This is a genomic window from Caulobacter sp. LjRoot300 (assembly GCF_964253875.1).
Taxonomy (GTDB): Bacteria; Pseudomonadota; Alphaproteobacteria; order Caulobacterales; family Caulobacteraceae; genus Caulobacter.
In genome coordinates, this window is record NZ_CAXUSA020000002.1 from 346124 (window position 1) to 372181 (window position 26058).

A 26058-nucleotide genomic window follows, 5' to 3' on the forward strand; every position below is an offset into this window, starting at 1 on the left:
GGTTTTCGCCGGGGCCTTTTTCATGGGCTAATCTTCGCGGTCGCGAGCCAGGTTAGTTGGAAGGTGTCTGCCTGACCGGCGCCTGTTCGCCGGAATAGCGCTCGGCTTCCTGGGTGGTGGTCGCGCCCTTGGTATGCTCGACGCCGGCCAGGTCTCCTGAGCGCAGGCCCCAAGCGCCGAACAACGCCGCAGCGGCCAGTACGGTCGAGATGATCAGCACCCAGAAGACGTGCTTGCCCCAGCGCCCCTGGCGGACACGGGTCGCGTTGACGGCGGGATGATGTTGTTCGAGGTCGGCGGGCATCTTGGGCCTCCTTTATCGGACGGCGGAATAGGCTCCCGCACCGGGCGTCGCCGGGCCGCTGGGAGCGAGGTTTTCGTTGAAGTGCTGGAGAACGCCGGCCGACGCCGCCACGGTGACGATCACCGCCAGGGCCGTGATACGATTGCGCCTGATCCTTTGCCGACGCGACAGCGCGCTGTCGAAGGCCATTCCACCGTGTTCGGCTTGATAGGTGCGGATCACGAACGTTGCTCCCCTGTGCGAGGCCATGCGGCCTTCGGGAAATCAACGTGTCGTCCCTTGCGACGTTCCCTGCCGCCGCCACCCGGCGAAGAACGGCCGAACGGCGTCGCGAAAAAACATCGCGGGAAAGGCGAAAAAGTTTCGCGGGGCGGGAACCGCCCCGGGGGAGCGGCGTTTTCGAATTGCGGAGGCGGCGACGCCCCCCCGACTTGAGGCTGGTGAAAGCCAGCCTGCCGCCTCCGCACCCCACCTTGGAAAGCCTTCAGGCGGACCCGTTCGGATCCGCCTTTTCGATGTCCGGCTTCAACGCCCGGCGCGCTAGCGCAGCCTGCCGTCCAGATCGAACCGGATGTCGGCCTGACGCCGCAAGGGGCGATTCTCGCCGTCGTTGGTCATGGCCCCGGCGTCGCCCGCCGCGCCGACATCGAGCGTCACATTGCTGTAGCCCATCTTGTCCAGCGCCCGCGTCACGACATCGGCGCGCTGCTTGGACAGCGCCAGGTTGGCGTCGGGGGCCCCGACGGCGTCGGCCAGACCGACAACCCGCACCGAGGCGACCTTGCAACCCGTGGCCAGGGCGTCCGCCCCCTTCAGCACCGAGCGCGCTTCGTTGGTCAGCTGGGCCGATCGGCTCTCGAAATAGATCTGGACCGAAAAGTCTTCGCAGCTGGGCGCCATCTGCACGACCTGTGACCGCGACTTGGGCCCTGGATGGCTCACGCATCCCGCCACCAGGCCGCCCAGGACCGCCACGCCGATTATCGCCCGTCCGATCGTCTTCATCTTGCCCTCTCTGACGCCACGGCGCGCAAAAGGCGGCCGACGCGAGCCGGCCGCCTTTACGAGGGTTCGACCTGCCCGACTTAACGCGGGCTGCCGTCTTCCCAGTAGTAACGACCGCTCCGCGAGTCGTAGTAGTAATACCGTCCGGCGCGCTCGTCATAGTACTGACGGCGATTGACGTTGGTGGCGCCGCAGCCCCCGTCCTCGCGGCAGCCCTTCACGGCGCCGACAGTGCCGCCCAGCGCCGCGCCGACCGCGGCGCCCGTCGTGGCGCTGCCGCCGCCGACGTTGTTGCCGACGATCGCGCCCGCCAGGGCGCCCAGGGCCGCGCCGCCGGCGGCGTTGCGTTCGGTGTTGCCGGTGGCGGTGCAAGCGCTGGCCAGCACGCCGACGCCCAAGAGGGCGATCAAGGTCTTGTTCATCGTGGCTCTCCGTTCGAGCTTGTCCCTGGCAGCAAACGAGCCGCGCAGGTCAACGGTTCCGGGAACCCCAGCCAAGCGCCGCCGTTTCTGGTCTCGATCCTTCTTGCGCATCCGCGCCCTGGCCCCCGCGCCCCGTGCGCCCTGGAACTTCGCATGCGTGTGGAAGTCGTCACCAACATCGCCTCCGGCTCGGTGGGTCGGGACGCGCCCGCCCAGGCCGAGGCCATCCTGGCCGAGCACGGGGTCACCGGACGGGTCCATGCGCCCAGCGAGGGCGAGCTGATCGCCTGCCTGCGCGACGCCCTCGACTCGCGGCCCGACGCCCTGCTGGTGGTGGCGGGCGACGGCACCGCCCGGGCCGCCGCCGAGATGGCCGGTCCCGACGGTCCGCTGATCGCGCCCCTGCCCGGCGGCACCATGAACATGCTGCCCCACGCGCTGTACGGCGTCGTTCCCTGGTCCGAGGCCATGGTCAACTGCCTGAAGGGCGGCCAGGAACGGATGATCTCCGGCGGCGAGATCAACGGCCGGCTGTTCTTCGTCGCCGCCATCCTCGGCAGCCCCGCCCTGTGGGCCGAGGCGCGCGAGGCGGCGCGGGCGGGCCGGGCCGACCTGGCGCTGCTGCGCGCCCGCCGGGCCATGCGCCGCGCCTTCTCCAGCCGGCTGCGCTACGTGCTGGACGGCCGCCCCAAGGGCAAGACCGAGGCCCTGAGCCTGCTCTGCCCCCTGGTCTCGGCCGACCTGGACGCCGACGAGCAGGCCCTGGAGGCCGCCGCCCTCGACCCCGCCGGCGCGCTCGACATCTTCCGCCTGGGGGTCAACACCGTAACCGGCAACTGGCGCAACGACCCGTCGGTGGTCGTCGGCCGCTGCCGGATCGGCAAGGTCTGGGCCGGGGGTCGGATCCCCGCCATCCTCGACGGCGAACCGGTGCGGCTGGACGACACCGTCGCCATCCGCTTCCGCCCCAAGGCCTTCCGCGCCCTGGTCCCCGCCTCATGAGGCCGCTCAAGCTGGTCCAGGTGTCCGACATCCATTTCGGCGGCGAGCACAAGGCCGCCGTCGAGGCGGCGGTCGAGCGCATCCACGCCGAACGGCCCGACCTGGTGATCGCCGCCGGCGACCTGACCAAGGACGGCAAGGTCGAGGAGTTCGACGCCGCCCAGGCCTGGCTCGACCGGCTGCCCCGGCCGCGCCTGGTCACGCCGGGCAATCACGACGTCCCGTTCGCCGGTCCGCGCGAGATCCTGGCCCGGCTGGTCGCGCCATGGCGGCGCTACGAGAGCCGGTTCGGCGAGCGGATGAACAGCGACTGGGACGACCCGCGGGCCACGGTGGTCACCCTCAACTCGGCCCGCGCCTTCCAGCTGCGGCCGAACTGGTCGAAGGGCGCGGTGTCGCGCCGCCAGGTCCGCGAGGTCTGCGCCGACCTGAAGGGCGCCGCGCCCGGAGCCCTGAAGATCGTGGTCTGCCACCACCCGCTGATCGAGATGCTGGGCGGGCCGATGACGGCCCGGGTGCATGGCGGCACCGCGGCGGCCCAGGCCTTCTCGCACGCCGGGGTCGACCTGGTCCTGACCGGGCACATCCACGCGCCGTTCGTGCATCCCTATCCGTTCTCGGACGGCTGCACCCAGGCGGTCGGCTCGGGGACGTTGTCGGTGCGCGAGCGCGGCGTGCCGCCCAGCTTCAACGTGATCGAGGTCGACGACGTCGACATCCGCATCACGGCCCTGGCCTTCGAACGCACCCGGTTCACGACCTTCCGGACCTGGTCGGTTCCCCGCCGCCGCGTTCCCAAGACTTTAGACGAAAACGGCGCGACCGAGGTCGCGCCGCTCAAGGTCTAGATTCCGAAAGATCGGTCAGGCCGGTTCGGGATAGGTCCAGGCCGCACCCTGGCCCTTGGCCGCGGCGAACTGGGCGTCGGCGAACGCCCAGTTGGGCAGGACGTCGAACCAGGCTTCCAGGAAGCCCTTCCGGTTGTTCTGGTGGTCCAGATAGTAGGCGTGTTCCCACAGGTCGCAGACCAGCAGCGGGGTGACGCCCGGCTTGGTCAGGGTGTCGTCGGCGTCGTGGGTCGAGAGCACCACCAGCTTGCCGTCCTGCACGGCCAGCCAGACCCAGCCCGAGCCGAAATGGCCGACGCCTTCGGCGACGAACTTTTCCTTCAGGCCGGCCAGGCCGCCGAACGCCTCGTCGATGGCGGCGGTCAACTCGGCCGACGGGGCGGCCTTGTCGGCGCTCATGCAGTCCCAGAAGAAGGCGTGGTTCCAGGCCTGGGCGGCGTTGTTGAACACCTTGCCGGGGCCGGCCTCGCGGATCACCGCTTCCAGCGGCCGCTTGTCGCCTTCCGGCAGCAGGCCGTTCAGCGCGTTCACATAGGCCGCGTGGTGCTTGTCATGGTGGAAATGAAGCGTGTTGGCCGAGATGGTCGGCTCCAGGGCTTCATAGGCGTAGGGGAGGTCGGGGAGTTTGAACATGATCGCTCCAGGGCAAAACGCCCCCGGAAGATGGGCGGGGAGGCCCAGAAAACCAGAGGCGGGAAAGACTCGTCTTGTCGATTGTCGCTGGAGCCTGCCCGTTTCCGTTGGAAATGGCAGGCTCCAGGTTAAACACTTGGAGCGTGACAGACGCCGAAACCGGCATCCACTTTCGGCTGTCACGTTCTACCGCGACGGCGGTTTCTGCGAATCCAGCAGCGCCTTGGCGACGATCGCGGCCAGGGCGGGGTTGCGGAAAGCGATGATCCCCGCCGCCAGGCCCGCGCTGACGGTCAGGATCGGACGATCCTTGACCATCTCGATCGCCTTCTCGGCGAAGGCGAAGGCGTCCGGCGCCGGCGCCGGCCGCGCCTTTTCCTCCGCCTTGAGCGCGGCCAGCAGGCCGGCCAGCCCGACGATCGCGGCGGCCACCGCGGCGACCACCGCCGCCGCGCCGGCGGCGCCGAGATGGGGCTGCAGCACCGCGAACAGCGCGAAGGCCGCGGCGAACACGCTCACGGCAGCGGCCGCGGCGATCGCCGCGGCCGCTGCCAGGGTCGTCAGGGTCTTGCCGAAGATCACTTGTCGCGGCCGCCACGGTTTCCGGCCAGCAGCAGGCCCAGCAGCACGCCGACGCCGAGGCCGGCCAGGGTGGCGGTGATCGGCCGCTCGCGAACGCGCTCGCTGACATAGCGGCTGGCTTCGTCGACCGACTGGCCGGCGGTGTCGGTATAGGTGCGGGTCTGGGCGCGCAGGGTTTCCAGGCCTTGGGTCAGGGAGGCTTCGATGCGCTTGGCGGCGTCGGCCAGGTTGGCCTTGGCGACCGCGGCGGCCTCGCCGAGATGGCCGCGGGCGGCGGCGGTCGCCTCGCCGAAGCTGCGCTCGGCGTGGTCGAGAGCCGCGCCGGCGTTCGACGACGCCTTGCTGGCTTCCTTCAAGGCGGGGTTGAGGGCGTTGTCGGGCATGATGATCTCCAGTTCGCGGCTCGGCTTGTGGGGGGCGGGCAGCTGCGAAGCTGCGCCCGCTCAACGCAAAGCCGAAGCGACGAGTTCCATTGTAGCCCCAAGGTTTGAGCTTCACCACAGGCGATCTTCGCCGGCGATCACGGAGGCCGCCTTTATCGATCTCGCGCCTCGCGCGAACCCGGTCTATGGTCGAATCATGGACGATGCGAGCGCAACGCTGGCGGATGATCAGGAGGCGCGACGACTGCGCGCCCTCAATGCTCTCCGCGCCTTTGGCGGCGACCCGGCCGACCCCCGGTTCGATCGCATCGTGCGTCTGGCCTCGCGCCTGTTCGGCGCCCCACGGGCGGCGATCCGCCTGATCGGCAAGGACAGCGTCTGGCTGAAGGCCAAGGTCGGGTTCGACCATGTCGAGGAACCTCGCCCCCCTGGCCTGGCCGAACGGATGCGCGAGAACGGCGTGGTGGCCCATCCCGACCTCGCCGCCGATCCCGACCAGACCCTGCGCCCCTGGTGCGCCGACAGCCGCTTCTTCGCCTGCGCGCCGCTGAAGACCGCCTCGGGCGAGATCGTCGGCCTGCTAACCGTCGAGGACCCCGCGCCCCGGGAGGCCGTCGATCCCGGCTTGACCGACGCCCTGGCCGACCTGGCCGCCCTGGCGATGGAAGAACTGCTGCACGACGCCGAGACGGCCCGCAACGTCGCCGAGCGCACCCTGGACAGCGAGCGGATCGCCCTGGCCCTGCACGCCGCCAACCTCGGCGAGTTCGTCTGGGACATGGCGACCGACACCGTGCGGGTCAGCGCCCGGATGGCGTCGATCACCGAAGTTCCCGAAGGCGTGGCGCCGGCCGAACGCGGCGAGGCCCTGTACGGCTTCATCCATCCCGACGACCGCGAGGCGGTCCGCGCCGAGGTCGAGGCCCAGCTGAAGGCCCAGGGCCGCTACGAGGTCGAGTTCCGGCGCGTGTCGTCCGATCCGCACCGGGTGGTCTGGAACCGGGTGGCCGGCCTGCTGGTCCGGGACGCCGAAGGCAAGCCGCTGCGGCTGATCGGGGTGGTCCAGGACGTCACCGCCCGCAAGGACGCCGACGACCAGCGCGAGAACCTGCTCACCGAACTGGACCACCGGATCAAGAACATCCTGGCCGCCGTGCAGTCGGTGGCCGGCCAGTCGGCCCGCAAGGCCTCGTCCCTGGACGGCTTCCTGAAGGCCTTCAACGGCCGGCTCAAGGCGATGAGCTCGGCCCACGACCTGCTCAGCGCCGCCCGCTGGCGCGGCGCCACCCTGGCGCGGATCGCGGCGGCCGAGCTGGGCGGCCTGGCCCCCAACCAGACCCGCTGGGACGGGCCCGAGCTGTTCCTGACGCCTCGCGCGGCGGCGGCCCTGTCGCTGACCCTGCACGAGCTGGCCGTCAACGCCGTCAAGTACGGGTCGCTGTCGGTCGAGAGCGGCCGGGTCGAGGTGGTCTGGCGCGTGGCCCCCGGCGGCGGCTTCAACCTGGAATGGCTGGAGACCGGCGGGCCGATGACCTCGCCGCCGGACGTCCGCGGCTTCGGCATGACCCTGATCGAGGACGTGGTCGGCCGGGAGCTCGGCGGGCGGGCGACCGTCGAATACAAGCGCAGCGGCGTCACGGCGATGATCCACGCCGCCGCCGACGCCCTGGTCGACGAGCCCGAGCCCGAACCGGTCGAGGTCCCCAACACCCGGATCGTCGAGACGGTCGGCGGCGGCGACGACAGCTTCCGGACCGGCGACATCGCGGGCCTGAAGGTGCTGATCGTCGAGGACTCGCTGCTGCTGGCCATGGAGCTGGAGGCGGGGCTGGTGGATTCCGGCGTCGAGGTGGTGGGCTGCGCGGCCGAGCTGGCCGAGGCGCTGTCGATGCTGGAGCTGACGTTCGACGCCGCCGTGCTGGACGCCGACCTCAACGGCCAGTCGGTGGCCCCGGTCGCCGAGGTGCTGCGCCGCGAGGGCCGCCCGTTCGTGTTCGCCACCGGCTACGCCGACAAGGCCGCCCCGATGGGCTTCGACGCCCCGATCGTCCGCAAGCCCTACAACGTCCACCAGATCGCCCGCGCCCTGGCGTCGGTGACGGGGCGGTAGGGACTCCATCACTTGCCCCCTACGGACCGGCTCATCCAGATCCTCCCCCCGTGGGGGAGGCGGCCGAAGGCCGGTGGGGGGAGTTTTCGGGTCGAAGATCCAGGTTGCGGTCATCTGCCGATCACTCCCCCCTCCGTCGGCTTCGCCGACACCTCCCCCACAGGGGGAGGATCTGGGATGCACGGCTTCGCCGCCTCACGCGGATCACCGCTGAGTGATGGAAAGGGACGCGGAGCGCCGGACATCGTCCGGAGTGTTTTGACTATTACCGTTTCGACGAAGCCGATCGCTCCGCGCGCTCGTTTTCCGTCCGCGTCCGGTAGGCGGCCCTGTTGAGGCCTAGCCGGAAGCCGGTTCGCCGTTTCCGACGAGGTCCGGTGACGGGGGACGCGGATCATCAAGACACGCACGCCGATCCCCGTGCGACGCCGACGGCGGGCGGGCTTCCCAACGATGGAAGTCCCCGGACACGCTGGAGTAACCCCCTCCAGCCCAGTCCCGCTCGATCGCCCCCCGCCGCCGCATCGGTCGCTGGCCATGCGCCCTTTCCACGCGACGAGGTGAGGACAGGATAAGGGCGGTCTGGGAGGGTGAGGACAGAATTGGGTCGAGAAAGTTCAGGGCGTTGAAATCGTGGGGCTTTGTTCGCTGAACGCCGAGCGCAAGCCGGGGACGTGCTCTCACGGCAAGGCCTCGCGGATCGATTCACGGCCTCGGGGTGAGTGCATGTCCCCAACGCCATCCATAGCGTCATGGGACTTCAGCGCCGGACTCAGCGGGTCCGTTGGGGACATGCACTCACCCTGGGCTCGGCGCGGACCTGTCCGGCGCCCTGCCGTGAGTGCACGTCCCCGGTTGTGCGCCTAGTCCGGCAGCCCGTCGAACACCGCCAGCCCCTCCGGGATCACCGCCCAGTCGGGGCGGCCCTTGACGAAGATCGCCACGGCCGGGCGGAACAGCGACGGGTCGTCCAGCGAGCCGGCGTAGATCGTGTGCGAGTCGGTCTGGCCCACCGGCCCGCCGAACACCAGGCTGGCGCAGGTCGGGCAGCTGTTGCGCACCGCGTCGCTCCCTCGCGCCGAGACGCAGGTGAAGGTCCGGCTCGGGGCGCTGAAGGTCAGGTCGGCGGCCGCGAAGGCCATGAACGGGATGAAGCCCGAGCCCGAGGCCTTGCGGCAGTCGGCGCAGTAGCAATGGCCCATGTACAGCGGCTGGCCGCGCGCCTCGTAGCGCAGGGCGCCGCACAGGCAGCCGCCGGTGTAGAGCGCGTCGATCATCACACCACTCCCTTGGCCCGCAGGCCGGCGATCGCCTCGGCCGACAGGCCGGCCACCGCGCCCAGCACCGCGTCGGTGTGCTCGCCCAGGGCCGGCCCCGGCCAGCGGACCCCGCCGGGGGTTTCGGACAGTCGGGGGAAGGCGTTCTGCATCTTCACCGTGCCGAACACGGGATGGGCCACCTCGACGATCGACTGGCGGGCGGCGAACTGCGGGTCCTTCAGCATGTCGGGCGCGCGATAGACCCGTCCGACGGCGAGGCCGGCCTCCTCCAGCAGCGGCAGCAGGTCGTCGATGTCGCGCTCGACGGTCCAGCCGGCGATGGTGGCGTCCAGCTGCAGCTGATTGACGCCGCGCGCGGCATGATCGCGATAGCGGGCGTCGGTCGCCAGCTCCGGCCGGCCCATGGCGTCGCACAGGCGCTTGAACAGGGTGTCCTGGTTGGCGCCGATCAGGATCAACTCGCCGCTGCGGGTGGGATAGACGTTGGACGGGGCGATGCCGGGCAGGATCGCGCCCGAGCGCTCGCGCACATAGCCCGACAGGTCGTATTCGGTAATCAGGTTCTCCATCACCGTCAGCACGCTTTCGTAGATCGCCGCGTCGACCACCTGGCCCCGGCCGCTGCTCTGGCGGGCGTGCAGGGCCATCATCACGCCCAGGGCGGCGTTGAGGCCGGCCAGGCTGTCGCCGATCGAGATGCCCGCCCGGGCCGGCGGCCGGTCGGCCTCGCCGGTGATGTGGCGCAGCCCGCCCATGGCCTCGCCGATCAGGGCGTAGCCGGCGCGGTGCGCATAGGGGCCGGTCTGGCCGAAGCCCGAGACCCGGGCCATGACCAGGCCGGGATTGGTCCGGGCCAGGTCGTCATAGCCCATGCCCCACTTTTCCAGCGTGCCGGGACGGAAGTTCTCGACCACCACGTCGGCCGTGTCGATCAGGGCGCGGGCGATGTCGCGGCCCTCCGAGGCGCGCAGATCCAGGGTCACCGAGGTCTTGTTGCGGCCGATCACCGGCCACCAGGGCGAGTGGCCCTTGGGCTTGGTGCGGCCCCACTGGCGCATCGGGTCGCCGGCCTTGGGATCCTCCAGCTTGATCACCTCGGCGCCGAAATCGCCCAGCACCTGGCCGCAGAACGGACCGGCGATCAGCGAGCCCATTTCGATGACCCGCAGGCCCTTCAGCGGCGCTTCGGCCATGCCGTTTCCCTCCCGAGCGATCACGGAACCGATCACGGCCGCGTGAAGTTTTTATCCCACGTCGGCGCAAGCGCGGCGCCCCGAACCATCAACGTTCTAGAAAAACGCGCAGGGAAAGAAAGCCATGACCCGTAAGCTTCTCATCGTCGGCGCCGCCATCGCCGCCCTCAGCGTCGCCGCCTGCGGCCAGAAGTCCGACGAGACCAAGGGCGCCGCCACCCCGGCCGAGCAGGCCGCCACCCCGGACGCCAACCCGGCGGCCACCGTCCCGACCCCGTCGGACGAGACCAAGGCCGCCACCTTCGTCGAGAAGGCCGCCGCCAGCGACATGTTCGAGATCGAGGCCGCCAAGCTGGCCGCCAAGCGCTCGACCAACGCCGAGATCAAGGCCTTCGCCGCCAAGATGGAAAAGGCCCACACCAAGACCACCGAGGACCTGAAGGCCGCGATCGCCGCCTCGGGCGCCGCCCTGACCCCGCCGGCCGCCCTGCCCGAAGACCTGCAGGGCAAGCTGGACGACCTGACCAAGGCCAACGACAAGGACTTCGACAAGAAGTACGCCGACAGCCAGGTCGACGCCCACCAGGCGGCCCTGGACCTGCTGCAGCGCTACGCCCAGGACGGCGACACCGCCGCCATCAAGGCCTTCGCCGCCGCCACGGCCCCGGCCGTGCAGGAGCACCTGAACATGGCCGAGGGCCTGAAGAAGGGCTTCGACACCGGCAAGGACGTGGCCAAGGCCGAGGACAAGGTCGCCGACGCCAAGGCGAAGGTCGCCGAGGAAAAAGCCAAGAAGTAGCCCTGGCTCAAGAAGTAACCCGGGCTAAGGAATCGCGTAGGCGACCGTCGCCTTGGCGGCGGCTCGCTCGCGCGATTCCGACCAGACCAGCACCTCGACCGTCGCGATACGCCGGCCGAGCTTCAGCAGGGCCCCCTCGGCGTAGAGGTCGCCCGGCTTGGCGCCACGCAGGAAGTGGATGGTCAGCGACGACGTCACCGCCATGGCCACCTCGCCGATATGGGCCAGGACCAGGGCGTAGGCCGCCACGTCGGCCACGCCCATCTGGGCCGGCCCCGAGATCAGCCCGCCCGGCCGCAGGGTCCGGCTGGCGAAGGCCTGGCGCACCAGCACCCGACCCGGCTCGGCCTCGACCACCTCGGGACGGTGCGTCTCGGCCTCGGGAAAGGCCTTGGCCAGGAAGGCGTTGAGCGCCGCCGCGTCGAGCTTCAGCGTCGCGGGGTCGGGCTCGGCGCTCACCGCAGCTCGACCTTGGCGGTGTTGTCGTCGCCGTTGCGGTCGATGACCATGTTGTAGGGATCCACCCCCGCCGCCTTGGGCAAGGTCCTGGTCACGAAGGTCAGGGTCTGGGTTCCCGAGCGGATGGTCCGGCGCTCGAAGGCCACGATCTTGTCGGCGCCGAAGCCCTTCTTGCCCGGCTCCAGGGTGAACAGGCCGACGTCCATCGGCTCGCTCATCGGCGCTTCCCGCTCCTGGCCGCGACCCTGGGCGTAGAGCTTGCGGGCCTGCACCGTCAGCGTCACGTCGTAGCGGCCGTCGGGCCGCTTGCGGGCCGTGGCCATGGTGGTCTTCAGGTCATAGAGGGTGATCTTTTCGAACAGGTCGGTGATCAGCGCCTGCTTGTCGGCCGGAGCGTGGCGGCGCAGGGCGGCGACCAGCTCCAGGGCGGTCGGATAGGGCGGGCCCTTGAAGGCGTAGGTCGCCAGCAGGTCGCGCAGGGCGGCGTTGACCTTGTCCTCGCCGATCTCGTCGGCCAGGCGGTACATCACCAGCGAGCCCTTGTTGTAGTAGATGTAGGGCTGGCTTTCGACCTGGCGCAGCGGCAGTTCCTCGATCACCTCGCCGCCCCGGGCCCGCAGGTAGCGGTCCAGCTCGTACTTGAGGAACTTGCGGATCATCGGCTCGCCGTAGGTCTTCTTCATCACCATCAGGGCCGAGTACTGGGCCAGGGTCTCGGACAGGGCCGCGCCGCCCTGCTGGTCGGCGCCGATCAGCTGATGGGCCCACCATTGGTGGGCGATCTCGTGGGCCCCGACATAGGTGACCATGTCGATCTTGGTCGGGTCCTCGTACCGCGACACGAAGCCCAGGTTCTCGGACCAGGGGATGGTGTTGGCGAACGACTGGGCGAAGTTCTCGTAGGCCGGGAACTCCAGGTAGCGCAGCTGGCGGAACTGGTAGGGGCTGAAATGGGCCTGGTCGTAGTCCAGCGACCGCTTCATCGAGCTGATCATCCGCTCGACGTTCCAGGCGTGGGCCGGGTGGTAGTAGACCGCCAGCTGCACGCCCTTGTACGGTTCGGTCCGCACGGCGTAGCGGGCCGACTGGATCGAGAAGAAGTGCAGGATCGGGGCCTCGGTCACGAAACGCGCCGTGCGGCGGTCGCCGGCCTTGCCGACCGGGCCGCTCATCTCGGCCGACTCGCGCCAGGTGCGCTCGGAGACCTTGTAGCCGGGGGCCATCGGCGTCTGGTCGGCGTCGGTGGTGACGGTGATGTCGGCGGTCACCCAGTCGCTGTCGCGGCGCAGGCCGTTGAACTGCCGCGAGGCGACGTCGCCCAGCCTGGCCGGCCGCAGCTCGGGCTTCAGGCCGTACTTGCGCCGCTTGGTGCGGTCGGTCAGCAGGCCGTTGCGGTCCATGCCCAGCGACGGGGCCAGCTGCTGGTCGTTGATGAACGTCCCGTTGTCGACCATCCGGGTGTCGGGGTTGCTGTTGGGGAAGCCCATGGCCAGGCGCGCGGTGCTGAACGACATCGAGCGGCGCTCGCCTGGCTGCATCGGGGTGTCGAAGGCGAAGATCCGGTAGTTGAAGCGCTCGAAGGTCCGCTTGGGCCGGGCGCCCTCGATCGACAGGGCCAGGACCTTCAGGTCGCGGTCGAAGCGGACATGGATCTCGCGCAGCGGCTTGTCGGTGCGGTTCTCGATCTCGTAGACGCCCTTGGTGTCGATGCGCGGGACGCCCGGATGGATGTCGACGTCCAGCTTGACCGCGGCGATCTTGGGCTGGGGCGTGTTCTCGAACGGCAGCAGGGCCTTCTCGTAGTCGGCCGTCCAGCGCTCGTTGCTGAGCGTGGTGCGGTATGCGTTCCAGACATTGGTGTTCATGTAGATGAAGGCGCCGACGCCGGCGAAGGTCAGCAGGGCGCCCGCCGCGATCAGGCCGGACGGGCCCGCCAGCCGGCGCGGCAGGGCGGCCAGGCGCGGCCACAGCCGGCTCTCGGTCCCCCGCCGCCACAGCGCGTGGCACAGCACCAGCAGCACCACCGCGAACGCCGCCCAGTAGAGCCGGAACCACCAGGCCCCGATCCAGAAGCGGCTCAGGCCGTTGAAGTCGGAGATCGGCACGCCCGGCGCGCCGTCATAGAGGTAGAGGTTGTGCTCCAGCCCCCAGCTGGAGGCGACGATCGTGCCGATGATGTAGAGCACCATCAGGCCCCAGCCGACGAACTTGTGCGGCGACAGCACCTGCAGGAACACCGCCAGCGCGGCCAGCAGGACGCAGTCGGCCGCCTGGGGCAGCACCCACCAGACCACGTAGTTGACCAGCTCCAGGTGGGTGTAACCCTTGATCAGCTGGATGATCACGGCCACGACCACCCCGGCCAGGAAGGTCGACAGCAGCACCAGGCTGATGGCCAGGGTCTTGGGGACCACGAAGGCCCAGTCGGGGATCGGGGTGACGTCGATCAGCTCGTGGGTGCGCCGGTCCTGCTCGCGCCAGACCAGCTCGCCGGCGTAGAACGCGGCGATGATCATCGAGATGAACGGGAAGATGCCGTTCAGGGCCTGGATCATCATCCGGGTGACCGGATAGATCGCCCCGCCATACAGGCTGTCGTCGGTGACGCGCCAGAGATTGAACACCGACAGCGCCGCCGCCAGGCCCACCAGCACCAGATAGGCCGGACTGAGGAAGACCTGCCGCGCGTCCAGTCGAGCCCGGGCCCACAGCTGCGCCCAGCGGGTCGCCTGGTCGAATACCGGCGCGCCGTGGGTGACCGTGGCGGGACGCGGCGCGTCGGCGCCGGGCTTCTCGCGCTTGACCCGCGTGGCGCCGTCGCCCTTGCGCAGATCGAACAGCCAATGGGCGGCCGCGATGATCAGCAGGGCGATGCCGATCCAGATCAGCCGGTTGGCCAGCAGGTAGCCGGCCAGGGCCGGGACCTGGGTGTTGCGCTCGGCCGCGGTCCAGTAGCGGATCGCCAGGCCATAGGCGCCGCCGCCGAAGGGCTCCCAGAGGGCGGCCACCTTCTCCAGGCCCGGCTGGCGCAGCATGGTCGAGCTGATGAACGTCGCCACCATGAAGGCGATGACGCCGACATAGGTCCACATCATCGACCGCGTGATGGTGGTCAATGCGAAGAACACCGCCGAGGTCAGCAGCAGCGACGGCAGGGCCAGGACGAAATAGGCGAACAGATAGTGGTTCAGCACGAAGGGGCCGACGCTGTCGGGGTCGACCCACCACATCACCGCGCCCAGCGCCATGCCGGCGGGCGCGGCCAGGAACGACAGGGCCGTGGCGGCGAAGGCGCCGCTGAAGCGACCGTACAGATAGTCGAACTTGGTCAGCGGCGTGGAGCGCAGGATGCCGTCGAAGCCGGTGTCCTCGTCGCGCACGATGATGTTGGCCACGAAGGCGGCCGTGATGAACATGTAGACCAGGGCGAAGAACAGGTTGGCGTTGGCGATCACCGTCGCGGCGTTCTTGTGCACATTGGCCGTGGAGCCCAGCTGGACGATGTTCGGCGCGGCGACGGCCGCGAAGGCCAGCAGGAAGAAGATGATCACCCCGACCCAGAAAACGGGCTGGCGCGCCTGGTAGCGGAACTCGAAGGCGGCGACCTTTCCGAACATGCCCGCGCGCCCCGCTTCCATGGCCATCAGGCCGCGCACCGGGTGTTGGACAGGGTGGAGAAATAGACGTCCTCCAGTCCGCCCTCGACCAGGCCGAAGCCGTCGCCGGGGTCCTGGTCGGCCAGGACGTGGATCACGGTGCGGCCGGCCAGCAGACGGGTGGAGATCACCTGGTGCTCGGCCTTGGCCGCCTCGAGCTCGGCCTTGTCGATGACCTTCTTCCAGATGCGGCCCGACAGCTGGCGGACCAGGTCGGCGGGCGCGCCTTCCTTGACGATGCGGCCGTCGCAGATGATCGCCATGGCCGGGCAGAGGTCGGAGACATCCTCGACGATGTGAGTCGACAGGATCACCACCACGTTCTCGCCGATCTCGGCCAGCAGGTTGAGGAACCGGTTGCGTTCCTCCGGGTCGAGGCCGGCGGTGGGCTCGTCGACGATGATCAGCCGCGGATCGCCGATCAGGGCCTGGGCGATGCCGAACCGCTGGCGCATGCCGCCCGAGAAGCCGGCGATGGCCTTCTTGCGGACGGTCCACAGATTGACCTGGTTCAGCAGGCTCTCGACGACATCCTTGCGTTCCCTGGCCCCGGCGATGCCCTTCAGCACCGCCATGTGGTCCAGCATGTCGTAGGCCGACACGCGCGGATAGACGCCGAAATCCTGCGGCAGGTAGCCCAGGGTGCGGCGCAGCAGGTCCGGCGACTTCAGCACGTCGATGTCGCCGAAGCGGATATGGCCCGAGGTCGGCGACTGCAGGGTGGCGACGGTGCGCATCAGGGTCGACTTGCCGGCGCCGTTCGGGCCCAGCAGGCCGTACATGCCGCGCGGGATGGTCAGGCTGACCTCGTCGAGGGCCTTCACGCCGTTGGCGTAGACGTGAGTCAGGTTCTCGATGATCAGCATCGTCGGTCCCAGGCCCCTTCGACGTCGGCGTGGCGGGTTTTCGCCACAATTGCCCACCCGTCATGCCTCGCCGCCACAGGTGGGGGCAAGTGAAAGAACGTTTAGGCGGGCGTGATCGCCAGCGTGTTGCACGATCATGTCCTCACGAAGGTGACTTTTGGCGGAGCGGGTTTGGGTCTAATCAGGCGCCATGACGCCCTTCGCCTTCCCCCCGCCCGCCCCGTCCACGGTCCCGGTCGAAGGCGGCGACTCCGTCTTTCCGGTGCGCCGCATCCTCTGCGTCGGCCGCAACTACGCGGCCCACGCCCGCGAAATGGGCGCCGACCAGCGCGATCCGCCGTTCTTCTTCGCCAAGCCCGCCGACGCCATCGTGGTGAGCGACAAGGTCCCCTATCCGGTCGCCACCCACGAGCTGCATCACGAGATCGAACTGGTGGTCGCCCTGAAGTCGGGCGGCGCCAACATCGCGGTGGAGGAGGCCATGGGCCACGTGTTCGGCTACGCGGTGGGCGTCGACCTGACCCGGCGCGACCTGCAGGCCGCAGCCAAGGCCAAGAGCCACCCGTGGGACGCGGCCAAGGGCTTCGACGCCAGCGCCCCGATCAGCGCCATCGTCCCCGCCGACCGGGCCCGTCCCGACGGCGCGATCACCCTGTCGGTCAACGGCCAGCTTCGCCAGCGGGGCCAGGTGGCCGCCATGATCTGGACGATCCCCGAGATCATCGCCGAGGCCTCCAAGCTGTGGACCCTGGCGGCCGGCGACCTGATCTTCACCGGCACCCCGGAGGGCGTGGGCGCCCTGGGCCGGGGCGACCGGGTCGAGGGGGCGGTCGAGGGCGTCGGCAAGCTCGCCTTCACCGTCGTCTGAACCGGGTCATGCAGCTCACCCTCCACAGCGCCTGGCGGTCCAGCGCCGCCTACCGGGTGCGGATCGGCCTGAACCTCAAGGGCTTGGCCTACGGCATCGCCCCGGTGAACCTGGTGGCCAACCAGCACCAGGCGCCGGCCTTCGCCGCCCTGAACCCGCAACGGCTGCTACCGGCCCTCGAGGTGGACGGCCGGGTGCTGACCCAGAGCCTGGCGATCCTGGACTGGCTGGACGAGACCGTCCCGGCCCCGCCCCTGTTGCCGACCGATCCGTTCGATCGCGCCCAGGTGCGGGCCATGGCCCAGATCGTCGCCAGCGACATCCATCCGGTGAACAACCTGCGGATCCTGCGCGCCCTGACTGAACTGGGCGTCGACGAGCCGGGCCGCGAGGCCTGGATCGGGCGCTGGATCACCGACGGCTTCACCGCCCTGGAGACGATGGTCGCCGGGCATGGCGCCGGCTACGCCTTCGGCGAAACCCCGACCCTGGCCGACTGCTGCCTGGTCCCGCAGGTCTACAACGCCGAGCGCTTCAAGACCGACCTGACCCCGTTCCCGGCTCTCCGCGCGGTCGCCGCGCGCTGCGCCGAACACCCGGCCTTCGCCGCCGCCCATCCCAACCAACAGCCGGACGCCATCCATGCTTGAAGACCTCAAGAGCAACAACCTGGCCTGGTCGCTGCGCAAGACCGAGGCCGACCCCCAGTTCTTCAAGCGTCTGGAAGGCCAGCAGAGCCCGGAATATCTGTGGATCGGCTGCAGCGACAGCCGGGTGCCGGCCAACGAGATCGTCGGCCTCGATCCCGGCGAGCTGTTCGTCCACCGCAACGTCGCCAACCTGGCCCCGCCGCAGGACGCCAACTACCTGTCGGTGCTGCAGTTCGCGGTCGACGTGATCAAGGTCAAGCACGTGATGGTCGTGGGCCACTACGGCTGCGGCGGCGTGGCGGCGGCCATCGACGGCCAGCGGCGCGGCCTGGTCGACCACTGGCTGCACCCGATCCGCGAGGTCCATGCCGAGCACCGCCACGAGCTGGACGCCCTGCCGACCCAGCAGGACAAGCTCAACCGGCTGTGCGAGCTGAACGTCATCCGCCAGGTGCGCAACGTCGCCTCTGACGTCTTCGTCCAGGACGCCTGGGCGCGCGGCCAGCAACTGTCCGTCCACGGCTGGGTCTATTCGCTGGGCAACGGCCTGGTCACCGACCTCAATGTCGGGATCTCCAGCCTGGCGGACTACGAGAAGGTGGCCAGCGGCGCCGTCTGAGGTGAACGCAAAAAAGGGGGCGGGCCCGGCGACCCGCCCCAGTCCGTCTCAAGGACCGCTGAAGCGGCCTAGGCCGAGCGGAACAGGCTGAGGATCGACGACGAAGACTGGTTGGCGATCGACAGCGCCTGGATGCCCAGCTGCTGCTTGGTCTGCAGCGACTGCAGGCGGGCGCTTTCCTTGGCCAGGTCGGCGTCGACCAGGTTGCCGACCCCGGCTTCCAGGCTGTCCTGCAGCTTGCCGACGAAGGTCAGGTGGGTGTCCAGGCCGGTCGAGCTGGTGCCCAGCGAGGCCAGCTTGTTGGTCGCCGTGCCGATCGCGTTGGTTACGGTGGTGATCATGGTCTTGGCGGCGGCGGCGGTGGCGAAGGTCGAACCGGCGGCCAGGCCCAGACCGACCAGCGACAGGGTCTTGGCGGTGACCGTGAAGCCGGTGCCGTCCGAATTGGCCAGGAAGGTCAGCTTGGTGGTCGAGCCGTCGGCGATGCTGACGCCGTTGAACTTGGCGTTGGTCACCGCCTTGGTGATCTGGTCGCGCAGCGAGGTGAAGTCCGAGACCAGGGCGTTGAACGAAGCGGTGTTCAGCGAGGTGTCGGACGCGGCCAGGGCCTTTTCCTTCATCTTGCCCAAGAGCTCGGTGACGGTGTCGCCGGCGGCCAGGGCCACGTCGATGGTCGACTGGCCGCGTTGCAGCGAGTCCTTGACGGCGTTCAGGGAGTTGGCGGTGGTCGACTGGTTCTTGGCCATCGCCCAGATCGCGCCGTTGTCCTTGGCGTTGCCGACCTTCTTGCCGGTGTTGATCCGTTGCTGGACCGTCATCAGCTCGGCGCTGGTTGCGTTCAGGTTCTGCAGGGCGATCATCGCCCCGGTATTGGTGTTGATGCTATTCAAGGCCATTGCAGGAAATCCTCATTCAAGGTTCCGCCGTCGCTTTGACGGCCGGGAGCTTTTTGCCCGATCCTAGCAACGAGTTACTTGCCTTTAGGAAGAATGAACCGGCTGCGTTTGGCGCAAGACTTGCCCGCGCCATTTCAGCACACCTGTAAATCTACTTAGATGGAACATTGAAATCTTCATTTGCGGCGTTCTGTCGCGAAATGAAATCATCATTTCTCAAAATGGACTTCACGGCGAAGGCGAGCCTCGGCCTTGGGCCAGGACCAAGATGGCCTCAGCCGCCCTTGATCCGCACCCGCGCCGAGGCGGCGCGGCCCTGGTCATCGACGACCCGCAGCCGGTAGAATCCCGCCGCCGCCGGTCGCCAGATCACCTTGCCGCTGACCGGATCGGCGGCCAGCGGCTGGCCGGCCACATACCAGGTCAGGCGCTCGCCGCCGGCCGCCATCACCAGGCCGCGGGCGCTGGGGCCGACCGCGTCGACCTGCACCGTGGCGCCGTCGGGCGGGAAGATCAGGCGGGGGCCTTCGGACGCCTGTTGCAGCCGCTGCAGCGCGCCCGGCGCCGCCTTGGGGGCGATCGGACGGGGGGCCAGGGTCGGGGCGTCGATCACGTCGGCGACGTCGAACAGCAGCGGCAGGGCCGCGTCGCGCCCGGTCAGGCCGCCGCGCGCCCCGCCGTCGGCCCGGCCGGTCCAGACGATGATCGCATAGCCGCCGACCACCCCCGCCGCCACGGCGTCGCGGAAGCCGTACGAGGTGCCGGTCTTGAAGGCCATGGCCGGTCCGCCCCGGGTCAGGGCCGACGGCGCGCGGCCGCGCGGCGCGGGGGCCTCGCGCAGGATGTCCAGCACCTGGGCGGCGGCCTCGGTCCGGACGATCCGGGTCCCGCCCATGCGCTCGCGCGACTTGGCCTCGGCCTCGGTGAAGGCCAGGGGCTTGGCCACGCCGCCGTCGCCGAGGGCGGCGTAGAGCACGGCCATGTCGCGCGGCGTGATCCCCGCCCCGCCCAGGGCCAACGCAAGCCCCGAAGCCTTGATCGCCGTCTTGGGCCGCACCAGCCGCACGCCGCCACTCTCCAGCCGGGCCGCGAAGGCGTCGGGACCGATCTTTTCCAGGGTGGCGACGGCCGGCACGTTCAGCGAATAGGCCAGGGCCTCGCGGGCCGTGACCTTGTCGTGGAACACGTGGTCGAAGTTCTCGGGCTGGTAGTCGGCGAAGCGGGTGGCGGCGTCGTCGATCTGGGTGTCGGGCGCCAGGGTCCCGTCGTCGAAGGCGAAGGCGTAGATGAAGGGCTTCAGGGCAGAGCCCGGCGAGCGCACGGCGCGGGTCAGGTCGATCCAGCCGCCGGGCCGGTCGCGGCCGGCCGAGCCGACCAGGGCCCGCACCGCCCGGCCCTTGATCTCGACGACCAGGATGGCGGCGGTGACGTCGGGCCCCTGGGCGGCGGCGACGGCGGCGGCCATCGGCTCCAGCCGGGTCTGGAGGTCGGCGTCGAGGGTGGAGACCACGCTGGGCTGGCTGGGCGGCGCGGCGGCGGCCAGTTCGCCGGCCACGTGCCAGGCCAGGGTCGGGAACGGGCCGCGGCGGGGCAGGGGCTCGGCGTCGGCCTCGCTGGCGGCGGCTTCGGTCAGCACATGGGCCCGGACCATCTTGTCCAGCACGGCGCGGCGGGCGGCGCGGGCGGCCTCGGGATGGCGGTCCGGACGACGGGCCTCGGGCGACTGCGGCAAGGCGATCAGCAGGGCCTGTTCGCCGTCGGTCAGGCTGGTCGGCTCGTGGCCGAAATAGGCCAGGCTGGCGGCCCGCACCCCCTCCAGGTTGCCGCCATAGGGGGCCAGGGTCAGGTAGAGGGCCAGGATCTCGCGCTTGGTCAGTCGCGCCTCCAGCTGGGCGGCGCGGACCATCTCGACCAGCTTCGAACCCAGATTACGCGGCCGGGGCTCCAGCAGGCGGGCGGTCTGCATGGTCAGGGTCGAGGCGCCCGAGGTGGCCCGGCCATGGACCGCCGCCGAGCCGACCGCCCGGACCAGGGCCAGCGGATCGACGCCCAGGTGGCCGTAGAACCGCGCGTCCTCGACCGCGATCAGCCGCTTCTGAAACGTGGGGTCGGTGCGCTGGAGGTCGGCCCGCACCCGCCAGCGCCCGTCCTCGACCGGCAGGGCGCGCAGCCAGGCGCCGCGATGGTCCAGCACCACCGGCGACGAGCGTTTCGCGCGGGCCATGTCGGGCGGGAAGGCGGCGCCCAGGAGGAAGAGCGCGACTTGGGCGGCGATGAAGGCGACGAGGAGGCGAACGATTCTCCCCTCCCCCTTGATGGGGGAGGGGTCGGGGGTGGGGGTGACTGGGGCGGCGGGGTTCACAACGGCCGCGCCTCATCCGGACACGCTTTCACCCCCATCCCCGGCCCTTCCCCCATCGAGGGGGAAGGGAGATGTAACTGGATCACCTCATTGCCCCGGTGAGATCGCCACGCGTCCCGCCTCCGACCGCGCGTTCAGGCTGGGCCGGTACATATCCTTGGCGATCGCCCCGGGCAGGAAGAACTCGCCCGGCGTCACCGCTCGCGCCACATAGGCCATGGCGAACGGCTTCTCGCCGCCCAGGTCCAGCGCGGCGATGTAGCGGTCGTCACGGCTTTCCTGGACGTCGGGATTGGTCAGCTCGCCCAGGAACTTGAACGGACCGTTCTGGGCGTCGTCGGCGCCCAGGGTGGTCTCGATCTCGAAGCCGGCCGGCAGGGCGTCGTCGACCACCAGGGCGGTCGAGCGGGCCTGCATCGAGCGGCCGGACACCAGCACGATCACCCGGTCGCCCTGGTGGATCTGGGCCGGATCGATCGCCCCGCCGTTCATCGAGAACAGGCGCTTGGACACCGAGATGCCGTTGGCCTCGGCCCCCGGGGCGGCGACCGGCGTGCCGCGCACGCTGACCGTCCGCCACAGGGCGCCCTTGCCCTTGTTGACGAAGCGGGCGTCGGCCAGACGGCCCACGGCCCAGCGCGGCGCGCCGCCGGCCGGCGGCAGGGCGGTCACGCCTTGCGCGTCGATGGTCATCGGCCCGGCCGCCTTCAGCAGCTGGTAGGCCGCCGACAGCACCGCCGCCTGCTCCTGGGTGTTGAGGGCGTCGGGATCCTTGACCACGTTCTCCAGGCGGCCCTGCAGCTGGCGGGCGACGTCGCCCTGGCCGGCCTGGACCGCCAGGGCGGTGACCGCGGCGACGTCGCGCAGCGGGCTCTGGTACCAGTCGGCGTCGTCGCGCCAACCCAGCGAGCGGACCGCCTGGCGCATGGCCGAGCGGGCCCGGGCCTGGTCGCCCATCAGGGCCAGGCCCGCCGCCACCTGGGCCTTGGCCAGGGGCTGGTCCTCGTCCTTCATCTGCACGTCGTGCCACCAGCGCAGCCGCGCCAGGTCGCCGCGCCCGGCCTTGGCCATCACGTAGAGGGCGTAGGCGCTGGCCCGGCGGCGCATGCGCTCGGTGGCCTTCTTGGAGTCGTCCGGCGTACGGCCCCACCATTCGGGATATTCCAGGCGATAGGACACCGAGCTCCAGCCGTCGGGGCGGCTGATCTGGCGCATGGCGTTCAGCGCCTTGTCCATCGCCTCGTCCGGCACGGCGATCCCCTGGGCCTTGGCCTCGACCAGGAAGTCGGTGGCGTAGGCGCCCAGCCAGGCGTCGGCCTCGCCGTCGCCCACCCGCCACAGGCCGAAGGCCCCGTCCAGGGTCTGGCGATCCAGCAGCTTGCCCACCGCCCCGGCCAGGATGGCCGGATTGCGCTTGAGTTTGGGATCGCTGGAGACGCCCTGGGCGTACAGCAGCGGATAGGCGGTCGAGACCAGCTGCTCGGTGCAGCCATAGGGATAGCGCTGCAGGGCCACGGCGATCGCCGAGGGGTCGAAGCCCTTGAACGGCGAGTAGCTGACCTGCAGGGTGATCTCGCCGGCCGCCAGGCCCGACAGCAGCTGGGCGTTGGGGGTGTAGCTCATGCCCGGCTGCTGCAGTTCCGTCGTCGTGCGCACCACGTCGCCCCAGCCCAGGCGGGTCTGGATCGGATAGTCCTTGGCCGTCTGGAAGCCGGGGCCGGCCACCTTGAAGCCGACCTTGCCGATCCCCGTGACGGTGGGGGCCAGGAACGGGATCTTCTCGGCGATCCGCTGGCCCAGGACCAGTCTGATGACCTTCTTGAAAGCCACCGCGATGCCGTTGGTGGCGCTGGCTTCGACCGTATAGTCGCCGGCCTGGCCCTCGACATTGTGCAGCTCCAGCGTCGCCATCGGCTTGTCGCCGGGAGCCAGGAAGCGCGGCAGGTTGAGGTCGGCGACCACCGGCTGGCGCACGGTCATGGCCTTGGAGCCCGAGCCGACGGCGTTGTCGGTCCAGGCCACCGCCATGATCCGCAGCTCGCCGTTGAAGTCGGCGGCCGGCAGCTTGACCACGGCCTTGCCGTCCATCCCCGTCTCGACGATGCCCGACCACAGGGCCACGGTCTTGATCGGCGTCACCGTCAGCCCCTCGCCGCCCAGTTCGTCGGCGCCGAAATTGACATTGGCCGGCGCGCCCATGTTCGGGTCGAGCAGGCGGCCGTAGTCGTCGCGATAGTTCAGGGTCAGGGCCCGCTTGCCGAAGTACCACTTGGCCGGGTCGGGGCTGTCCTGGCGGGTCAGGCGCAGGATGCCCTCGTCGACGGCGGCGATGGTGACCTTGGCCTTCTGGCCGAAGCCCAGGCCCTGGACCTTGATCGGCACCTCGACCGGGACCTTGCTGTCCAGCTTCACCGGCGTGCCGATGTCCACAGTCAGCCGCCGCCCCTTGGGCTCCAGCGGCACATAGATCAGGCCCAGGGCCCGCTTGGGCTTGGGCGAGCTGACCGGGTCGCGCGGCTGGATCACGGTGACCATCACATAGGCCCCGCCGCCCCAGGCGGCCGAGGTCTTCAGGCGGACGGTCGTGCCGTTCTCGCCGACGCTGAGCGTCTTGAAGTCGATCAGCCGGTCGGTGGCCACCGCCACCTGCACCTGGCCTGCATAGGGCGACTTCAGGGTCAGTTCGACCGTGTCGCCCTGATTGTAGGCCTTGGTCCCGGCGCTGACCCGCACGAAGTCGGGCGCCTCGCCTTCCTTGGCCGGCGAGCCCCAGCCGGACGAGAACTTGGTCACGGTCCTGGAGCCGTCCGGCCCTTCGACCACCAGGCGGTAGTCGCCCCAGCCCAGGCGGCGGTTGAAGCGCGCGGGCGCTCCGGCGCCGATATTGACCGTGGCCTTGGCCACCACCGCGTCGCGGCTGGTGCGCCGCCACTGCCAGCGGCCGTCCTGCTGGAACCAGTCATAGTTCCAGTTCTCGCTGATCAGGGTGTAGGTCGCCGTCGACGAAATCCGCGCCCCGGCGGCGTTGACGGCGATCATCTCCAGGCTGACCGGCGGGTCGCCGTTCCCGGCGTCGCCCTGCTCGACCTTGACGCCGTAGTACACGGGCTTGCCGCGCACCTTCAGTTCCAAGCCTTCGCGCACCGGACGGCCGCCGGGCTCGAACACTGAGGCGGTCACCGCCGCCACCAACGGCTGAGCCGTGTCGCCGGCCTCGCCTGTTCCCAGGTTCAACATGGCGTGGCCGTCGCCGTCGGTGACGGTCGTGCCCAGCTCGATGAACTTCTCGTCGAAGGGCGCCAGGTCGTCGCCCCACTCATAGCCCTTGTATTGCGGGAAGGGGTCGGCGTCGGTGCGCAGCCGCGCCTCGCCCTGGGTCTGCAGGCCCGCGCCCGGCGCGCCGTAGAGGAAGCGGGCCGAGACGTCGATCTTGCGCTCCTGGCCGGCCGCGACCGGCACGGACTCCTGGCCCGTGGCGGTGACCGCCAGCCGCTGCGGCGCGAAGTCCTCGACGCTGAAGCTGAACGAGCCGGCCTCGGCGTCGGATCCTTCCATCTTCAGCACCGCTGTCCAGCGGCCACGCGGAGCACTCCGGGGGAGTGCGATGTCGGCCAGCACGGCGCCGGCGTCGGCGCGGCTGAAGTTGTAGCGCTTGAACTCCACGCCCGAGGGCCGCTTGACCAGGATATAGCCCTTGCGGTCGTTGACCGCCTTGGCCAGGCGATCGCGGACCATGGCCGTCAGGTGCACGGTCTCGCCAGGGCGGTAGATGCCGCGGTCGGCATAGAGATAGCCGTCGATGTCGCTGGAAAGCGCCCGGCCGCCGTCGGACTCGGTGCGGCCGCCGACGCCCTGCTTGGACAGGTCGACCGGCGAGCGGTCCAGGTCCAGCACCGCCAGGTCGCCCTGGTCGCCATAGGCCATGACCATCTTGGCCCGCGCCGCCCCGTCGCCCTCGAGCAGGGCGTGGGCGAAGCGCGCCCGGCCGTCGGCGTCGGTCTTGGCCACCGCCAGGTCCTCGCCGTCCTTGGCCACCAGGGCCACGCGCACGCCGGCCACGGTCTTGGCGCTCTTCAGCGAGCGGACCACCACGTCCAGGGATTCGGCCCCGTCATAGCCGATCAGCGCCATGTCGGTGAACATGATCCAGCGGCGGGCCTGGGCCGGGGTCGGGTCGCCCTCGCCGGTCGGGTCGCGGCCGCCCGAGGCGTCGCGCGCCTTGATCACATAGCCGCCGGGCTTCATCTCCTTGAGCACCGCGCCCAGCGGGAAGACGGTCGTGGCCTTCTGGCCCGCCGCGCCCTGCACGTCGATCACGCCCTTCCAGACCTGGCGGCCCTCGTCGTCGGGGCTGTCGTCGCCATAGTCGCTGGCGTAGTCGCCCTCGCCGGTCGGGTCGGGGGCGCCGATCGACTTGCGCACCAGGTTGCGGTCCGACACGCGCCAGACCTCGATGGCCAGCTTGGAGACGTTCATGGTCTCCAGCGCCACGCCGTCGGACTCCTCGCGCGGCAGGATCACGCCGTCGCCGGCGAAGCCGACATAGGGCGGCTTCTCGCCAAAGGTGAAGTCGACGTCGGCGTTGGCGGCCAGGGTCTCGCCGCCCTTGCCGGGCAGGCCCTTGAGCAGGGTGACGCGGTGGTCGGTGAAGCCGACGCCGCCGATACACAGCTCGTCGTCCTTGACCCGCACGGCCGGCTGGCGGCCCAGGTCCGGCGAGATCAGCACGAAGTCGGCATAGGCCTTGGACGGGTCCAGCGGCTTGCTCATCTGGACGCAGGCCATCGGCTCGGCGCCGGTGCTGTCGATGCGGCTGCGCCAGACGGCGAAGCCTTCCGGCTTGGGGATTCCGCGACGCGGGGCGCCGGCCGAGCGGGGCTTGCCGAACAGTGACCAGGCCTGGCCCTTGGGGGCCTCGGCCGTCGCCGCCTTGTGGCCGAACCAGCCGAAGTCGGCGACCTTGCCGGCCGCGAAACCACCGCCGAAGCCCAGCACCAGGGCGGCCGCGCCGACCAGCACGAGGGGGGATTTGAGGCCGGTCGGGAGCTTGGCCTTGAAGGCCGCCCAGCGGGACGTCTTGGGCTCGTGGCCGCCTTCCGGCGGCGTCTCGTCCGTCGACAT

General features: G+C 70.1%; 22 protein-coding genes and 1 pseudogene. 8 read left to right on the forward strand and 15 right to left on the reverse strand.

Annotated elements, in window-relative coordinates:
* Positions 1 to 52: 52 nt before the first annotated feature.
* The 4 genes from ACSQ2G_RS06945 to ACSQ2G_RS06960 all read right to left on the reverse strand — a co-directional run bounded on the left by ACSQ2G_RS06945 (position 53) and on the right by ACSQ2G_RS06960 (position 1731).
* The gene (locus ACSQ2G_RS06945; protein WP_436029440.1) at positions 53 to 304 is read right to left on the reverse strand and encodes a hypothetical protein; all 252 of its coding nucleotides are present in this window, start codon (positions 302 to 304) and stop codon (positions 53 to 55) included.
* A gap of 12 nt (positions 305 to 316) precedes the next feature.
* Entirely contained in the window at positions 317 to 526 is a 210-nt protein-coding gene (locus ACSQ2G_RS06950) for a hypothetical protein (protein WP_436029441.1), read from the reverse strand.
* A 318-nt stretch (positions 527 to 844) separates the two neighbouring features.
* A complete protein-coding gene (locus ACSQ2G_RS06955) occupies positions 845 to 1309 on the reverse strand; it encodes an OmpA family protein (protein WP_436029443.1) in 465 nt (154 codons plus the stop codon).
* 80 nt (positions 1310 to 1389) lie between these two features.
* Positions 1390 to 1731: a glycine zipper domain-containing protein gene (locus ACSQ2G_RS06960; protein ID WP_028040099.1), complete on the reverse strand. Its 342-nt coding sequence runs from the start codon at positions 1729 to 1731 to the stop codon at positions 1390 to 1392.
* Positions 1732 to 1884: 153 nt separating this feature from the next.
* On the opposite strand from ACSQ2G_RS06960, the gene ACSQ2G_RS06965 reads away from it, so the two are divergent.
* Together ACSQ2G_RS06965 and ACSQ2G_RS06970 are read left to right on the forward strand one after the other, a co-directional pair.
* Positions 1885 to 2733 (forward strand): diacylglycerol/lipid kinase family protein, encoded by an 849-nt coding sequence (locus ACSQ2G_RS06965; RefSeq protein ID WP_436029445.1) that lies wholly within the window; start codon positions 1885 to 1887, stop codon positions 2731 to 2733.
* The gene (locus ACSQ2G_RS06970) at positions 2730 to 3581 is read left to right on the forward strand and encodes a metallophosphoesterase family protein (protein ID WP_436029447.1); all 852 of its coding nucleotides are present in this window, start codon (positions 2730 to 2732) and stop codon (positions 3579 to 3581) included. The genes ACSQ2G_RS06965 and ACSQ2G_RS06970 overlap by 4 nt, the downstream gene beginning before the upstream one ends.
* A 15-nt stretch (positions 3582 to 3596) precedes the next feature.
* Here the strand turns inward: ACSQ2G_RS06970 and ACSQ2G_RS06975 are convergent, their stop codons facing one another.
* The 3 genes from ACSQ2G_RS06975 to ACSQ2G_RS06985 all read right to left on the reverse strand — a co-directional run bounded on the left by ACSQ2G_RS06975 (position 3597) and on the right by ACSQ2G_RS06985 (position 5179).
* Positions 3597 to 4214 (reverse strand): superoxide dismutase, encoded by a 618-nt coding sequence (locus ACSQ2G_RS06975; RefSeq protein ID WP_436029449.1) that lies wholly within the window; start codon positions 4212 to 4214, stop codon positions 3597 to 3599.
* Positions 4215 to 4400: 186 nt separating this feature from the next.
* Positions 4401 to 4796: a hypothetical protein gene (locus ACSQ2G_RS06980; protein ID WP_436029451.1), complete on the reverse strand. Its 396-nt coding sequence runs from the start codon at positions 4794 to 4796 to the stop codon at positions 4401 to 4403.
* Positions 4793 to 5179: a hypothetical protein gene (locus ACSQ2G_RS06985; RefSeq protein ID WP_436029453.1), complete on the reverse strand. Its 387-nt coding sequence runs from the start codon at positions 5177 to 5179 to the stop codon at positions 4793 to 4795. The genes ACSQ2G_RS06980 and ACSQ2G_RS06985 overlap by 4 nt, the downstream gene beginning before the upstream one ends.
* Positions 5180 to 5375: 196 nt before the next feature.
* On the opposite strand from ACSQ2G_RS06985, the gene ACSQ2G_RS06990 reads away from it, so the two are divergent.
* Together ACSQ2G_RS06990 and ACSQ2G_RS06995 are read left to right on the forward strand one after the other, a co-directional pair.
* Positions 5376 to 7289: an HWE histidine kinase domain-containing protein gene (locus ACSQ2G_RS06990; protein ID WP_436029455.1), complete on the forward strand. Its 1914-nt coding sequence runs from the start codon at positions 5376 to 5378 to the stop codon at positions 7287 to 7289.
* Positions 7290 to 7756: 467 nt separating this feature from the next.
* Positions 7757 to 7851: pseudogene (locus tag ACSQ2G_RS06995) on the forward strand (hypothetical protein); the annotation flags it as partial.
* A gap of 301 nt (positions 7852 to 8152) precedes the next feature.
* Here the strand turns inward: ACSQ2G_RS06995 and ACSQ2G_RS07000 are convergent.
* Positions 8153 to 8566 (reverse strand): GFA family protein, encoded by a 414-nt coding sequence (locus ACSQ2G_RS07000; RefSeq protein WP_436029456.1) that lies wholly within the window; start codon positions 8564 to 8566, stop codon positions 8153 to 8155.
* Entirely contained in the window at positions 8566 to 9762 is a 1197-nt protein-coding gene (locus ACSQ2G_RS07005) for a CaiB/BaiF CoA transferase family protein (protein WP_436029458.1), read from the reverse strand. The genes ACSQ2G_RS07000 and ACSQ2G_RS07005 overlap by 1 nt, the downstream gene beginning before the upstream one ends.
* Before the next feature lie 124 nt (positions 9763 to 9886).
* On the opposite strand from ACSQ2G_RS07005, the gene ACSQ2G_RS07010 reads away from it, so the two are divergent.
* Positions 9887 to 10561, forward strand: a complete 675-nt coding sequence (locus ACSQ2G_RS07010; protein WP_436029460.1) for a DUF4142 domain-containing protein — start codon at positions 9887 to 9889, stop codon at positions 10559 to 10561.
* 24 nt (positions 10562 to 10585) lie between these two features.
* On the opposite strand, the gene ACSQ2G_RS07015 is transcribed toward ACSQ2G_RS07010, so the two are convergent.
* From ACSQ2G_RS07015 to ACSQ2G_RS07025, 3 genes are read right to left on the reverse strand one after another with little or no spacing between them, the layout of a single operon-like run.
* On the reverse strand, positions 10586 to 11020 hold the full coding sequence (locus ACSQ2G_RS07015) for a PaaI family thioesterase (protein ID WP_436029462.1): 435 nt from the start codon (positions 11018 to 11020) through the stop codon (positions 10586 to 10588).
* Positions 11017 to 14637 (reverse strand): ABC transporter permease subunit, encoded by a 3621-nt coding sequence (locus tag ACSQ2G_RS07020; RefSeq protein ID WP_436029464.1) that lies wholly within the window; start codon positions 14635 to 14637, stop codon positions 11017 to 11019. The genes ACSQ2G_RS07015 and ACSQ2G_RS07020 overlap by 4 nt, the downstream gene beginning before the upstream one ends.
* Positions 14638 to 14663: 26 nt before the next feature.
* Positions 14664 to 15542 (reverse strand): ABC transporter ATP-binding protein, encoded by an 879-nt coding sequence (locus tag ACSQ2G_RS07025; RefSeq protein ID WP_436029466.1) that lies wholly within the window; start codon positions 15540 to 15542, stop codon positions 14664 to 14666.
* Positions 15543 to 15732: 190 nt separating this feature from the next.
* Here ACSQ2G_RS07025 and ACSQ2G_RS07030 point away from each other — a divergent pair, with 190 nt between their 5' ends.
* From ACSQ2G_RS07030 to ACSQ2G_RS07040, 3 genes are read left to right on the forward strand one after another with little or no spacing between them, the layout of a single operon-like run.
* Positions 15733 to 16410 carry a fumarylacetoacetate hydrolase family protein gene (locus ACSQ2G_RS07030; protein ID WP_436029468.1) on the forward strand — a complete coding sequence of 226 codons (678 nt, stop codon included), beginning with the start codon at positions 15733 to 15735 and terminating at the stop codon, positions 16408 to 16410.
* Between the two features lie 8 nt (positions 16411 to 16418).
* A complete protein-coding gene (maiA, locus tag ACSQ2G_RS07035) occupies positions 16419 to 17060 on the forward strand; it encodes a maleylacetoacetate isomerase (RefSeq protein WP_436029470.1) in 642 nt (213 codons plus the stop codon).
* Positions 17053 to 17679, forward strand: a complete 627-nt coding sequence (locus ACSQ2G_RS07040) for a carbonic anhydrase (RefSeq protein WP_436029472.1) — start codon at positions 17053 to 17055, stop codon at positions 17677 to 17679. The genes maiA and ACSQ2G_RS07040 overlap by 8 nt, the downstream gene beginning before the upstream one ends.
* Positions 17680 to 17747: 68 nt before the next feature.
* Here the strand turns inward: ACSQ2G_RS07040 and ACSQ2G_RS07045 are convergent, their stop codons facing one another.
* The 3 genes from ACSQ2G_RS07045 to ACSQ2G_RS07055 all read right to left on the reverse strand — a co-directional run bounded on the left by ACSQ2G_RS07045 (position 17748) and on the right by ACSQ2G_RS07055 (position 26058).
* Positions 17748 to 18575 (reverse strand): flagellin, encoded by an 828-nt coding sequence (locus tag ACSQ2G_RS07045; protein WP_436029474.1) that lies wholly within the window; start codon positions 18573 to 18575, stop codon positions 17748 to 17750.
* Positions 18576 to 18849: 274 nt separating this feature from the next.
* On the reverse strand, positions 18850 to 20892 hold the full coding sequence (pbpC, locus tag ACSQ2G_RS07050) for a penicillin-binding protein 1C (RefSeq protein WP_436030536.1): 2043 nt from the start codon (positions 20890 to 20892) through the stop codon (positions 18850 to 18852).
* Positions 20893 to 21024: 132 nt separating this feature from the next.
* Positions 21025 to 26058: an alpha-2-macroglobulin family protein gene (locus ACSQ2G_RS07055; RefSeq protein ID WP_436029476.1), complete on the reverse strand. Its 5034-nt coding sequence runs from the start codon at positions 26056 to 26058 to the stop codon at positions 21025 to 21027.

Excerpts from the sequence above, each read along its gene's own strand:
- ACSQ2G_RS06945 (WP_436029440.1), bottom strand. The coding sequence starts at position 304 with ATGCCCGCCGACCTCGAACAACATCATCCCGCCGTCAACGCGACCCGT.
- ACSQ2G_RS06955 (WP_436029443.1), bottom strand. The coding sequence starts at position 1,309 with ATGAAGACGATCGGACGGGCGATAATCGGCGTGGCGGTCCTGGGCGGC.
- ACSQ2G_RS06960 (WP_028040099.1), bottom strand. The coding sequence starts at position 1,731 with ATGAACAAGACCTTGATCGCCCTCTTGGGCGTCGGCGTGCTGGCCAGC.
- ACSQ2G_RS06965 (WP_436029445.1), top strand. The coding sequence starts at position 1,885 with ATGCGTGTGGAAGTCGTCACCAACATCGCCTCCGGCTCGGTGGGTCGG.
- ACSQ2G_RS06970 (WP_436029447.1), top strand. The coding sequence starts at position 2,730 with ATGAGGCCGCTCAAGCTGGTCCAGGTGTCCGACATCCATTTCGGCGGC.
- ACSQ2G_RS06975 (WP_436029449.1), bottom strand. The coding sequence starts at position 4,214 with ATGTTCAAACTCCCCGACCTCCCCTACGCCTATGAAGCCCTGGAGCCG.
- ACSQ2G_RS06985 (WP_436029453.1), bottom strand. The coding sequence starts at position 5,179 with ATGCCCGACAACGCCCTCAACCCCGCCTTGAAGGAAGCCAGCAAGGCG.
- ACSQ2G_RS06990 (WP_436029455.1), top strand. The coding sequence starts at position 5,376 with ATGGACGATGCGAGCGCAACGCTGGCGGATGATCAGGAGGCGCGACGA.
- ACSQ2G_RS07000 (WP_436029456.1), bottom strand. The coding sequence starts at position 8,566 with ATGATCGACGCGCTCTACACCGGCGGCTGCCTGTGCGGCGCCCTGCGC.
- ACSQ2G_RS07005 (WP_436029458.1), bottom strand. The coding sequence starts at position 9,762 with ATGGCCGAAGCGCCGCTGAAGGGCCTGCGGGTCATCGAAATGGGCTCG.
- ACSQ2G_RS07010 (WP_436029460.1), top strand. The coding sequence starts at position 9,887 with ATGACCCGTAAGCTTCTCATCGTCGGCGCCGCCATCGCCGCCCTCAGC.
- ACSQ2G_RS07020 (WP_436029464.1), bottom strand. The coding sequence starts at position 14,637 with ATGTTCGGAAAGGTCGCCGCCTTCGAGTTCCGCTACCAGGCGCGCCAG.
- ACSQ2G_RS07025 (WP_436029466.1), bottom strand. The coding sequence starts at position 15,542 with ATGCTGATCATCGAGAACCTGACTCACGTCTACGCCAACGGCGTGAAG.
- ACSQ2G_RS07030 (WP_436029468.1), top strand. The coding sequence starts at position 15,733 with ATGACGCCCTTCGCCTTCCCCCCGCCCGCCCCGTCCACGGTCCCGGTC.
- maiA (WP_436029470.1), top strand. The coding sequence starts at position 16,419 with ATGCAGCTCACCCTCCACAGCGCCTGGCGGTCCAGCGCCGCCTACCGG.
- ACSQ2G_RS07040 (WP_436029472.1), top strand. The coding sequence starts at position 17,053 with ATGCTTGAAGACCTCAAGAGCAACAACCTGGCCTGGTCGCTGCGCAAG.
- ACSQ2G_RS07045 (WP_436029474.1), bottom strand. The coding sequence starts at position 18,575 with ATGGCCTTGAATAGCATCAACACCAATACCGGGGCGATGATCGCCCTG.
- ACSQ2G_RS07055 (WP_436029476.1), bottom strand. The coding sequence starts at position 26,058 with ATGTCGACGGACGAGACGCCGCCGGAAGGCGGCCACGAGCCCAAGACG.